At 37.2% G+C, this 12,983-nt stretch carries 10 protein-coding genes and 1 pseudogene; 5 read left to right on the top strand and 6 right to left on the bottom strand.

Annotated elements, in window-relative coordinates:
* Nucleotides 1-137, bottom strand: a 137-nt coding sequence (locus tag QZZ23_RS14625) for a DUF1699 family protein (RefSeq protein ID WP_292471635.1), incomplete at its 3' end; no start/stop codon positions are given.
* A gap of 336 nt (nt 138-473) precedes the next feature.
* The gene (locus tag QZZ23_RS14620) at nt 474-623 is read right to left on the bottom strand and encodes a hypothetical protein (RefSeq protein WP_292471633.1); all 150 of its coding nucleotides are present in this window, start codon (nt 621-623) and stop codon (nt 474-476) included.
* A 255-nt stretch (nt 624-878) separates the two neighbouring features.
* On the opposite strand from QZZ23_RS14620, the gene QZZ23_RS14615 reads away from it, so the two are divergent.
* The 3 genes and pseudogenes from QZZ23_RS14615 (at nt 879) to QZZ23_RS14605 (ending at nt 3,192) form a co-directional block, all read left to right on the top strand.
* A complete protein-coding gene (locus QZZ23_RS14615; protein ID WP_292471631.1) occupies nt 879-1,766 on the top strand; it encodes a hypothetical protein in 888 nt (295 codons plus the stop codon).
* 6 nt (nt 1,767-1,772) lie between these two features.
* Nucleotides 1,773-2,153, top strand: a complete 381-nt coding sequence (locus QZZ23_RS14610) for a hypothetical protein (protein ID WP_292471629.1) — start codon at nt 1,773-1,775, stop codon at nt 2,151-2,153.
* 18 nt (nt 2,154-2,171) lie between these two features.
* Nucleotides 2,172-3,192, top strand: a pseudogene (locus QZZ23_RS14605) (IS630 family transposase).
* A 99-nt stretch (nt 3,193-3,291) separates the two neighbouring features.
* Here the strand turns inward: QZZ23_RS14605 and QZZ23_RS14600 are convergent.
* Complete coding sequence (locus tag QZZ23_RS14600; RefSeq protein ID WP_292471626.1) at nt 3,292-3,444, bottom strand: hypothetical protein; 153 nt, start codon at nt 3,442-3,444, stop codon at nt 3,292-3,294.
* A gap of 503 nt (nt 3,445-3,947) precedes the next feature.
* On the opposite strand from QZZ23_RS14600, the gene QZZ23_RS14595 reads away from it, so the two are divergent.
* Nucleotides 3,948-6,959 (top strand): CheR family methyltransferase, encoded by a 3,012-nt coding sequence (locus QZZ23_RS14595; RefSeq protein ID WP_292471624.1) that lies wholly within the window; start codon nt 3,948-3,950, stop codon nt 6,957-6,959.
* Here QZZ23_RS14595 and QZZ23_RS14590 read toward each other — a convergent pair.
* Nucleotides 6,954-7,745 (bottom strand): transcriptional regulator FilR1 domain-containing protein, encoded by a 792-nt coding sequence (locus QZZ23_RS14590; RefSeq protein WP_292471622.1) that lies wholly within the window; start codon nt 7,743-7,745, stop codon nt 6,954-6,956. The two genes, QZZ23_RS14595 and QZZ23_RS14590, sit on opposite strands and share 6 nt — an antisense overlap.
* Nucleotides 7,746-8,375: 630 nt before the next feature.
* Between QZZ23_RS14590 and QZZ23_RS14585 the strand changes: the two genes are divergently transcribed.
* On the top strand, nt 8,376-9,623 hold the full coding sequence (locus tag QZZ23_RS14585) for a site-specific integrase (protein ID WP_292471620.1): 1,248 nt from the start codon (nt 8,376-8,378) through the stop codon (nt 9,621-9,623).
* Between the two features lie 556 nt (nt 9,624-10,179).
* Here the strand turns inward: QZZ23_RS14585 and QZZ23_RS14580 are convergent.
* Nucleotides 10,180-11,094: a glycosyltransferase gene (locus QZZ23_RS14580; protein ID WP_292471618.1), complete on the bottom strand. Its 915-nt coding sequence runs from the start codon at nt 11,092-11,094 to the stop codon at nt 10,180-10,182.
* Between the two features lie 126 nt (nt 11,095-11,220).
* Nucleotides 11,221-12,450, bottom strand: coding sequence for an ATP-grasp domain-containing protein (locus QZZ23_RS14575; RefSeq protein ID WP_292471615.1), 1,230 nt, complete (start codon nt 12,448-12,450; stop codon nt 11,221-11,223).
* Between the last annotated feature and the right edge of the window lie 533 nt (nt 12,451-12,983).

Here is a 12,983-nt window from a genome sequence, read left to right as displayed (position 1 = left end):
AGAGCTTTAACATTAGGGGACTTTGTTACAAGGGATAAGATATCTGTATTTGAAGGTCTGAATGCAAGGTGTATCATTTCTTCTTTATCAGTAAGGCTAGCAATTTCTTCTTTTGAACTTACAACTCTTATTTTCATGTTTTTCACCAATATATTTGATTGATAATAAAATTTCTGTTGAGATGTTTTTAAATTATTAAAGAATACCTGCATATACATTATTTATTTGAATCGATTTGTTACTTGATGAGGTTCTTCAATAACTTAGTAATAAATTGTACGTATTCCATACAACATAAGGTATCTTTTGTTACACCCATCACTTAATAATTATATGATAGGTGTAATTCAAATCATCCAAAACATCAGCAATGGTAGTCAACAAGAAAATGTAGTTTGAAGTTTCAATATTGTTGCGGTTCATGATCTCTTAGCTTTATAGTCTATCAGATATGCTCAGGGTTTCAGGAGGGTTCAGACAGGATTTTCTTTGGTGGTTTGATGGTAGCTATGTCTGATACTTTCGACCCTGTGTAGGGCATCTACAGGGCAGCAGGGTGTGGAAGTGACTATTTTTGAGCAAACTTCAGGTGTTATCTGTTTTTTCGTTTCTATGATATTCAAAGCTTCTTTGCAGTTTGTTTTTGTGATTATATTTTTATTTGTTTAGCTAGACTCTGCCAACTTCATTAATTAACAATTTAAAGAGTTTAAGAATAAGGACTATTGTTTAAATATGTTAAATATAAGTGAATTTATTATTATGTTGCTATTAAATATATTTATATGTGATTATAATCTTATGATAATTAATATTATGGCAAAAAATCAATATTTTTAAATATGTTTATAATAAACAACTATATGGTTTGGTGAAAAATGACAGCAAAAACGGTTACAATCTTAATTGCATCTTTCTTAATTCTTGGTTCACTTGCTTTTATTGCAAGTGCCGATCAAACAAACGATTCCGACAAATACACTTTTGCTAATTATGGGGGAGAAGAATTTACTCCAGAACCTATGCAATTTGGTGAAAATCTCGGCACTAAACAACAAAGCATGGTCAGGACTTGCAGTACCACTATGGATAATGGAACTGGAAGAAAACATCTGTGGTTACAGTTTTATGAAACTCCAAATGAAGAACAATTAGAACTGCTAGAAGACTATGGTGTTCAACGTGTAGCTGTTGCTGCTAGGCGTACTCTTACATGTTCAATGCCTTCTGACATGACAGCAGCCGACCTGCCTGCAGAGAGCGGACTGAGGTGGATGGGCGAAATACCTGTAGAAAACAAATATGACTATAATTATGGATTGAACGTGCCGAGCTGGGCACGAACAGAGAACGGAAAAGTAAAGCTTGCAATTCGTTTTTATGAAGATGTAATTTCACAGGATTCGACAAGCATATTAGAAAAATATTCTGACAATTTCTCAGCATCTTCAAGTTTAAGACCATGGGACTATGAAACAATTACCAATGAAAGCAATATCACTTTAATTGCCAGTGAAGATGCTGTCCAACTTGTTGGTTACTATGGCGCTCAAGTTGAACCTGCATATGACAGTGATTTTCTAGACGATGAAGAAATCACTGATGAAGATATCGATGATGATTCTATTCCTGCAAATGAACAAGAAATTAATGTTTCAGATACAGAAAACGGCTTAGATTCAAAAATCAAAAAATCACCTTCATTTTCGGCAATGATGACGATTGTGTTTTTAATACTAAGCGTTGTCATTTATCAGAGGAAGTGATCTTCAATGCAATTAAAAACTATAGTGGCTACACTAGCTCTGCTTTTAGTTGCCTCGAGCCAGATTGCTTATGGAGCATCCGATTCTCTTGAAGACGTTAAAGAATATGTTTTTACAGACTATGCGAATAGTCAGAGTCTGGTTGGAAGCGCTATCAAAATTGGTGTTTGGGAAGCAGCAACTAGAAATACAGCATTTAGTTCTGAAATAAACAGTAGTAGAAGTGAATTATCCGGTAGGGTAACCGTGTTGGATAATCATGTGAACATTTCATATCATGCAACGAATGTTGCTTTAATACTTGCTTCAAACAGCAATAATGATATGTTTGATGGAATGGCCACTGATATAGAAATTATAGTTATTAACCAAACGTTTATTACTTAATACGTACAACTATATTTCATGGCTAAACCCGAACAAATTCCGATAGAGCGCCACTTCCGCTCAGAAGAATTGCTTAAACATATTAGGTCATTAGAGAAAGACACAAGAGTTTTACAACGTTTGTATTTTGTTAAACACCGTTATGAAGGTGCTTCAGTTGATGAAGCAGCCAAACTTGTAGGGATATCAAAACCCGTTGCATATCAATGGCAAGAACGGTGGAATCAAGAAGGATATGAGGGATTGAAGCCCAGGTTTTCAGGAGGTTGCCCTTCAAAACTCACAGATGCTCAAAAAGAAAAACTAAAGACCATACTACATGTAAGAGACGATTGGTCTACAAAAGAAGTCCAAGAACTCATTTATAATGAGTTTAAAGTTCAATACACCATTAAGCAAATATTAGTAATCTTGAAAAAGTTTGGCATGCATCATGGCAAACCTTATACTCATGATTATCGAAGACCAGAAGACGCAGAAGACCGTTTAAAAAAACTTACCGCTAATCGATGATGGGTGCGTCATTGGCTTTCTTGACGAATCATCCCCCCAAACAACATCAAACACGGTTCGTTTATGGTCTTTCAATAAACCTGTTATCTTCAAAAACACAACCCGACTAAAGGCAAACTCTTTCGGGTTTTATGCATTGAATGGCAATTCAGTTATTGATTTCAAAGAACATTCAACTAAAGAGAATGTATGTTCGTTTTTATCAACTGTCAAAAACAATAACATGGGAAAGAGAATTGTAATCATTCTCGACAATTTTAGATCACATCGAGCAAAAGATACAGTAGATTTTGCACAGGCAAACGATATTGAATTGGTCTATTTACCTCCATATTCACCAGACTTGAATCCAATCGAATTCATCTGGAAGAGTGTCAAAAGAATAATATCTTGTAATTTTGTAAAAGATCTTGACCATATGAAAAATATGATTGCTGAGACGTTTATTAGTTGTTCATCAAAGATTGGCTTCGCAAGAAAATGGATTGAGAAGTTTCTGAAAAATAAGTTACAAAAATTAAGTTAATAACTATAAATAATAGGTGCGTAGGGGGACACTTTTTACATACTACCCACTCCTACACTAACCCCACTCCCCAAATCCCCTCCGCACAGTTTTCTAATTTTAGTATGCGGCATCCATTTCTATAATGCAACATATTCCAATGCTAACGTCTTTATTTTCACGCAGCCACATCCATACAAGATATGCTCCTATGATTTCAAAGATGCCTGCAAGAAAACAGTATAGAGGACACACTTTGTTTTGGATAAACATTTGGATTCAGTTTCAATATTCATACCATATTTGGAGCAAATCACAATTATAAACATAGCGCCATTTTGAAAACAAAAACTTAAAAGACCGAAGAATGAAAGAGCAGGAATGTAATATCAGCTAGGCATGGATTACATTGTGGAGTATTATTTGAAAATTAGTAATAAGCTCAGAGAAAGCTTATGGTTGTTTTTTCCAAATTTTAACTATAGAGGATTTCGATAAACCCTGAAATCTGGGCATTAGTATATAAGAAGTATATAAGCCATTAGTAAAAATCGGAGGTTTATCGAAATCCTCTATAGATCGTGATTTCAATAGGTTTTTTACAGAACCTAGATATCATAAAATCAAAAGATATTCTGTCTTTAACTACAGCAGAAGCAGGATATTAGTAGAAGACGTTTGATAAGAATTAGGACATAGTACGTTCGCATGGATGCCAATCATTATATCAATTTGCAGTATATATTCTAATTATATCTGATTCAGGGGAGATGTCTATGAGTGAAAATAAAAAAAGGACACAAAAAGAAGGACAGTTGCAAAAAGAAGTAAAGGCAGATCCAAAAAATGAACCCTTTCAGGGTCCAGATGCAAACAGTTCCTTTGGTAACAAATTTCCCGTGGTTGGTATTGGTGCTTCTGCAGGCGGACTTGAGGCATTTGAGAATTTCTTTACAGCAATACCCAAAGATATCAATATAGGCATGGCCTTTGTCCTAGTGCAACATTTGAAACCCGATAACGAAAGCATGCTTCCCGAAATCATAGGACGCTACACCAATATGGAAGTCAATGAGGTTCAGGACGGAATGTCTGTAAAGTCAGATTGTGTGTACGTCATCCCCCCCAACAAGAATATGATCATTACTGAAGGCGTACTACACCTGACAGAACCTACCGAGGACCGCGGCCATCGGATGCCAATTGATTCATTCCTCATGTCCCTTGCATTGGATCAGCAGGAGTTGGGCATAGGTATCATACTTTCAGGTCTAGGCAATGATGGCACACATGGAATCAAAGCTATCAAGACCAATGGCGGAATGGCAATGGTGCAAAGTCCTGAGTCCAGCGAGTACAATAGCATGCCTCAAAATGCAATTGAAACCGGGCTTGTAGACTATATACTTGAACCTTTTGGAATGCCGGCTCAATTAATTGAATATAAATCTCAGATGTTTGGAGAGTTATCAGATAGTCCTGACGATACAGAAGAAGCAATGAAGAACATTTTCAGCACACTGCTCAATCAGACAGGCCATGACTTCTCCAGGTATAAACCCCAAACACTGAACCGCCGTATAATGCGTCGTATGATTGTCAACAATATCAAGCATATTGACACATATGCAAATTATTTACAGCAAAAACCGGAAGAAGTGGGGGCACTTTTCCGTGACCTGTTGATCAGCGTCACCAACTTTTTCCGCAATTCAAAGGTATTTGATACTCTTCAGGAGAAAGTGCTACCACATCTCTTTGACGGAAGGGTGCCAAAGGCGCCCGTGCGTGTATGGGTAGCAGGCTGCTCTACAGGTGAGGAGGCATATTCCATTGCCATCTTGCTACAGGAGCACATGGAAAAGCTGGAGCAGAACTTTAAAATACAGATATTTGCCACCGATATAGACAGCAGGAACATTAAAAAAGCTCGTAAGGGCGTGTACCCGGCCAGTATCTCCAAGGATGTATCTCCTGAAAGATTGAAGCATTTTTTCATTTACGATTCTGAAGAAAAGGCATATGCTATCCGCAAGGATATCCGCAGTATGGTCATCTTTTCCGAACATGATGTGATTAGAGACCCACCCTTTTCCAAGATCGATCTGATTAGTTGCCGAAACCTGCTGATCTATATGAATAAAGAGCTGCAGGACGATCTTATTCCCAAATTACATTATGCTCTAAACCCCGGAAGATTTTTATTACTTGGAACGTCGGAAAGCATAAGAGATTTTTCTGATTTCTTTAATACTCTGGATAGCCAGTCTAAGATTTATGAAACCAAAATTGTTTCCTCTGAATATCTCCCTGTGACGGGAACATCATTCCCTTCCAGCTCTATGACGGCTGTATATCGACACCCTGCCAAAAAAGCACCTGTTAAGAATAGAGTTCAGATGCGAGAGGTTACTGAAAGAAAATTGTTGCAGAGGTATGCTCCGGCAAGTGCACTGGTCGACGAACACGGAGAGATTCTCTATCTTCATGGACGTACTGGTCCCTATCTTGAAATGTCTCCTGGTGAGCCTCAACTCAACATTCTGAAAATGTCCCGTGAAGGATTGCACCAACAATTGACTAGAGCATTTCGAAAAGCAGTAATCGGTAAGATTCAGCAGGTCGCTTCCGGTCTTCGTGTCAAGACCAACGGTGACTTTACAACTGTGAACCTGACAGTAGAACCTGTGGAAGAGATTACGGATCGAAAACTGTTCCTGATCACTTTTGATGTGCCTCCAGAACCCAATGACGAGCAGGAGGAGCACTCAGAAAGCTCTAGATGTGTTGCGACAGATATAAACGAAGATGCTGAAACCGTTCTAGCCCTGAAAGAGGAACTTCAGACTACAGAAGAGTATTTAAAGGCTTCCAATGAGGATCTGGAGATATCCAACGAAGGTCTCAAGGCTTCCAATGAAGAGTTACAGTCCCTTAATGAGGAATTCCAGTCCACTAACGAAGAATTAGAAACATCAAGAGAAGAACTTGAATCACTCAATGAGGAGTTATCCACAGTAAATGTGGAGCTTCAGAACAAAGTTGAAAAACTGTCAAACTTCAACGATGAGATGAATGATCTACTGGCCAGCACGGAAATCGGTCTAATTTTCGTGGACAACGACCTGCTTATCCAGCGCTTCACTCCTGCCGCCACAAAAATGATCAATCTCTTTCCTACGGACGTAGGACGACCTATCGGGCATTTTGTTACGAACCTGTCTGACCATGATCGTCTTAATAAGGATATACGGCAAGTTCTGGATACACTTGATCCTGTGTATATGGAAGCCCATATCAATTCAGGCGAATGGTACATGCTGAACATCCGACCATATTGTTCGAGGACGAAAAGCATCGAAGGTGCAGTCATAACATTCATGGAGATCACTCAGCTAAAGCAGCTTCAGGAAAAGCAGACAAACACTCTTCGTCACCTGGCTGCAGTTGTGAATGACTCGCGTGACGCCATACTGCTGCAGGATATAGAAGGCAAGATACTTGCATGGAACCCGATGGCTGAGAAAATTTATGGCTGGAGCGCGGAGGAGGCTCTGAATATGAATGTCAGCGATCTTGTCCCGGTGGATAAGAAAGAAGAATCAAAAGTTACGTTAAAAAAATTGGCAAAGAGTGAGACTATAGAACCTTACCGAACTAAAAGGCTCACCAAAGACGGCCATACTATAGACGTGTACCTGATGGTTACCGCTTTGATTAATGAGTCTGGTGATGTTTATGCGATTGCGACCACAGAGCGGGGGGAAAATAGCAATGCTCTCCTATAAATCGATTACAGATGTGGACAGATTCTTATAGTTCTCAAAAAATTCGGTCCCCCACTCACATGAACCCTGGCCGGAAATAATCATTTTTCTGCTATCTAAGATACCTTTTTTTGTTAAGAGTCTAAACTGGAAAGATTCTCCGGTCATTATAAAAGAACCAAAACCAAGATTTTCAGGGTAAACGTAAAGCGAGATCAAATCAAGGTCGATAAGTTCCCTGAGCTCTTTATAATAGTCCTGTTTAGCTTTTTCATAAGCATCCTTGTTGAGTATGACTGAGACTTCTGTGGCATACTCAGTCATCTTCACGTAGAATTCATGAAATGTCGGGTGCAGAACCGAAGCTATTTCAAGCCAGGAGTTTGATGTTATTGCCCTTTCAAAAAAATCCGTGTCCGCTTCAAAGAAGTTAGACATGGGAATATCAGCAACATGGAAAGAACCAAGTTCCGGCAACTTTTTAAGAAGATGTGATGGAATAAAATCGATATAATGTGTAGCCAAATACTCACTGTTTATTCCAAAGGTCTCGACGGTACGCAGAAAGGATGCCATCTCTTCAACTATCATTTTCCCAACTGTCGTCAATTCGTACCTGTCTTCTTTTTTATCTTTGGATATTAGATTGGCTTCTTTGAGTATTTTCATCTGAGGAAGCAATGCTGTCCTTGTCGTATCCAGTGCTTCCAGAAGTATTTCCATTTCCTTGGGGTTGTCCTGAAGCAGCAGGAGTACCTTCTTCCTCTTGTCGGATGCAAGTAATACATCAGTCGTTATCTTTTTCATCAGGCCATACCTCATTAAAAAATATCAGTTACTATTGGAGCTTTGTAAACTCAAATAATTATCTATTAACGAAATTGGCTAAAAATGTAACGTCGTTAAAATATTGATTATGAGCAAAACATAGAATCTCTCCTGATATTAATATCCGCTCTGGTTATATCTAAAAAGCACTGATTAAATATTGTGAGAATAGGGTCGTTCACGACCAAGTGGGTTGACGTTAAAGAGAGATATTGGGGAATATCCCAGACACGTAAAGAACAGGACTGAAATATTGTCTGTGACATGTTTTGTCCTGTCCACCCAATCAGAACGGGTTGGGGAGTGGGATTGAAGAGATATGATACATCTCGGATTCGCAAGGAGAGAGACACCTTAAAGTATGGCGGGTTATCGGGTGTCTCCTTCTATCCACTTAATCTAGCCCAAAACAACTGTTCTCGTATAAAACATTCTCGTAAATCTATAATTTTTCACAGCAATAATGTTTTAGCTAAAGTCCCACTTTCCTTAAATCTTTTATCAAGACGAGAATTTGACATTTGCTCTCGTCTTTTGTAAGAAGATTTATAAATTCATCTTTATTTCACTGAGATGAATGTTATATATCTTGGAAACTAATATACCTCTATGGTAGTCAAAGATATTGATGAATGGATTTCAAATCGTCCTGAACATTCCGACATATATAAAAAAATTTATGGGAAAATGTACACTCAGAAACATCCGAGTATTGTATCAAATCTGCAAAATATGGAATTATTAATACGATGTGCTCCTGAATATGACTACTGGCACTTGTCAGAAGATGCAGTTGAAGATATTCTACGGAAGGTATACAAAAGATACCCCAATCAATACTCCCGTAATAACAAATATATGTTTTTCCGTAACTGGTTAAAATTTTCCAATCAAAATGATTTACTGCCATTGGTTAAAGCACCGAAAATAATTACAGAGCCTAACGATGACAAGCAGATTGAGATTGATGAAATCAGATTAATGATTTCTAAAGCGAAATATGCACGTGATAAAGCAATCATTGCTCTTCTATATGATAGTGGATGTAGGATTGGAGAATTGTGTACAATCAAAGTTAAGCATGTGGAATTTGACAGCAATGGTGCAAGGGTAACACTTCCGAAATCTAAAACCACATGGCGTACAAATCGTGTAGTATTCGCTTCCTCATATCTAAATATGTGGTTGTCAGAGCATCAATACAAAGACAATCCAGAAGCACCATTGTTCTATTCGTTCCAATTAAAAAACGGTCAAGCGGTACATCTACTCGATGGTGGAATTCGATGGATGCTTAAAAACACACTTGAAGATTGTGGTATCAAGCGAAGAATATACCCTCATATGTTCCGCCACACAAGGGTCACTGAGTTAGCGAATTTCATGACCGAACGACAACTTAAAAAGCAGTTTGGTTGGACTCCAAACTCAAATACGGCTTCTGTATACGTTAATATGAATAATGTAGATACTGAAAATGCAGTTCTGAAGGCAGCGGGTATTGAAGTTGATGAACCTGAAAAAGAGATACTTAAACCTGTCAGATGTCCACGCTGTAAAGAGATTAATTCCCAACAGGATGAATATTGTGTCAGATGTGTTCTACCATTGAGTGAGAAAGCAATATTTGAAGCAGATAAGAAACAGCGAGAAACGACATTAAGGTTAGAAATTATGGAGAAAACTATATCGAATTTCCATGCTTTCGAAAAGAAAATGCTTGAGAGTGGAAAATGGACACCTGAGTTCTCAGAGGATGAACATGATGATATTCCAGATACGGATATGTCACTTGAAGAAGTACGTGCAAAGCAAAATGAATTACGGGACATAGAAAAATCACAGGATGAGGGCTAAAATAAAGCCCATAGTGGATATTTTTTAGTTTAGGCGTATGAACCCATGCCCTTATATCCTATGGTGCGATTTGACACGGATTATTTGGAAGTAATCGTGGGTGGGGGAGTGAGTGAATTATTATGACTTCTACCCACGATTTTTGGAAGGTGCGGACGGGGAATGGAAAACCCGTCCTTCTGTTTGATGGTTGTTGGTTATGCACTTCTATGGTATATTTATATACAGATATAACTTTTTTGATACTGTAACTGGCACACCCTTTCCCAGTTACGATAATTTTTATAAACATCTATTTAAATAAATCAAAACTTGCACATGTCAAAGGGTTTTCTTGTTCCCATACACAACCATAAATCGAATGCAAGAGAGTCTGTGTTGCCAGTTGTCGGAAAATATTAGGTCTGATTGTTGCATGAACAATGGTTCTTTTGAGAATATATATGACTTAGCCAAGGGGAGTGAAAGAAAAGAGTGTGAAAAAAAGACAAAAGGAAGTCAAATTCAAAATATTAATGCCTAACCTTGGCATGCATGTCAAAGTCATATTTATTATTTAAAAAATGATTTCTACAGAGCCATTTTTTTTGGATTTTTTAAATGGACTTACTGTATAACGAATAAATATGTTAACAAATATTTTTATCAAGCAAACTGGAGGTACAGCTGACATAGATCCAATAATATATCGCATTCTGAATTGATTTTCTACTTTTGTATTACCTATTCTTGCATAGTATTCAGCAATCCAGAACCAGGTATTCATAGTCATGGATTTTTGTTCGGCTCTTTTTTTCATAGACCATATTCCACCTTCATGAACTCGATAAATAGCTGGCTCTATGTCTGGTAAATATATGCCTGATCCGTATTGTCCCAGAATGGAATAAAGGAACGTATCGTCATTTTTAATGAACTTGCATTCAGGCGGATAATCTTTTAATGCCTCAACATTCCTATAAAATACTGTACGGGTGGATATATTAACTTGAGCTGTCATCAGTTCATAACTGGTATATGATCTATGAAACTCAGGTGGTATTCCAGACTCTTTAATAAGGCCATTTTCAGTTAATACATGTTCACCGTGATAACAGCACACAACATCCGGATTATTTTCAAGACAATCGAATTGAATTTGTAACTTTTTTGAATCAGTCCAGTAGTCGTCGCCATCACAAATAGCAATATATTTTCCTTTAGCTCTTTGACAGTTACAGGAGAATACATTTTTGCCTTTTGAACACTGATTCACGGCTTGATAAATTGGTTTAATCAGATCAGGATATTTTTGTTCGTAAGACCGGATAATATCTACGGTTCCATCTTCTGATGCGTCATAATGCATAAGGATCTCATATTTGAAGTTAACTTCTTGCTTCAGGAATCCTTCAATTGCATCAGCTATGAATTTTTCATGGTTATACGCGAGACAGCATATGCTAACCATTATTTCTTCGTTTTTGGCCATTTACATCACGTTTTTTAGTATATTTTTACAAATATCAATACTCTAGGGAGTTATCCTTTTTAAATTTAGACATTTAAAAAAATGAGAAGTCGGTTTTCTACAGAGCCAGTCTTTTCAAGACCATTTCTACCAGATTATACCTTTGATCCCTTCAGAGGTTTCTACATCGATCTCAAACAAAGTCTTTATTTCATTTATTGTCTTTTCACATTGTTCCTTATTTTTACCTTTGATGATGATAGGACCCAGACGTTGTCCTTTATCGACCATAGGTTTTGCTTCCATCCCTATATCGATAGGCTCAATATACACTTTCTGAACACCTGGTACTGACTGTATTTTATCGATACCCCTAATCTCTTTTACAAAGCCTTCTGGCAACGTGAACAGTAAATATGTAGATACATTGCTCTCTATATTTTGAATTTCAATTTCCTCTACATTCCCCACAGCAACATCAAGTAACAGACTGTTTACATCAATGCCCGTAGCTAATGGTACTATATGAGATGAGATACATATAGCAGCACCTCTGGCAGCACATTCTACAAGATATATATCTCCTGTTCCTTCTTCAACTATGTACTCACAGTGAGTGACACCGAATTTTAAACCAAAGCCCTCGATCAAAGTTTTATTAGTCTTTAACATCTGATCTTCAATATCATTGCTAGGAGATGAACAGAACATAGTTACACTGGGAACGAATACGTCTGGGATATCAAATAATTGCCTTTTACCAATAGCTAAATTTGTGAACTTGTAATTTGAGGTAAAGCCTGCAATTACATATTCTTCTCCCTGAATGTACTTTTCTACTATTAAGCAATTCTCTTTAGAGTAAGAAATTGCAGGCTCAAAATTATCTTCCAATTCAGTGAGATTTCTAATCACTGATATACCCCTACTGCCAGCGCTATCTGTAGGTTTTATTATTACCGGAAGACCAATGTCCAAACACTTTTCCCTGGCTTCCTCCAGGGTTGAAACCTTGTAGTATTTAGGATTCTTTATTCCTAATTTAGCGCATTCATTCCGCATTAAGTATTTATTAGTGAACTTTAGTGCACAATCATAGCCAATACTTGGCAGGCCTAATTTCTCAGTTACATAAGCAATGGTTGGAACCGGAAAATCAAGTTGATCTGTAACTAGCCCATCAACCTGTTCTCGTTTAGCAATTTCCAATACTGTTTTTTTATCACAAATGTCAACTTCATACATCTTATCTGCATATTTTAAACCGGGATAACCACCCTTGCAGCTTACCACGATTGTTTCAAAGCCACGTTTCTTAACTAATTTAATTATTGGAACTTGCGTTCTTGCAGCTCCTAGAACCATGATTTTTTTCATTGTACCACATACCCTATGAATTTTTTAAGTATTTTGATAAATCCCCTATCGTACCACTGTATGGTATATTTAATTTTAACATTTGCTGCCTGATAGCTTTTGCCAGAATAGGAACTGTCTTTGCTTAGCTATATAAATATATCTATATTGTATAATTCAATAATGATTATCATTATGATATAACCGCTCTGTAGAAATCCTTTGAATTATAGAGGATTTCGAAAAACCCTATTTTTTGAAAATCGGCATATATACTGCTTATAAGCAATTGGTTGAAAGTGGGGGTTTATCGAAATCCTCTATAATGTAAACAACAATGCGCAATTGATTCAAATGTACTCGCTGATACTAACATAATTTGTCATATTGAGTCACTAATACTGATTCGATAGGTTTTCTACATAGTCTAAATAATTTTTCGGTATCCGAAAAGAAAAGAAAAGAATGAAGGTATTCGTAATCCCTACAAATACCAGCTACTTTTTATTTTTAAGAATAAATCTGAGTAAATCAGGACCCATATGCAGTTCTCT

Source organism: Methanolobus sp. (assembly GCF_016278385.1).
Lineage (GTDB): Archaea > Halobacteriota > Methanosarcinia > Methanosarcinales > Methanosarcinaceae > Methanolobus.
This window is presented reverse-complemented; position numbering and strand designations above follow the sequence as displayed.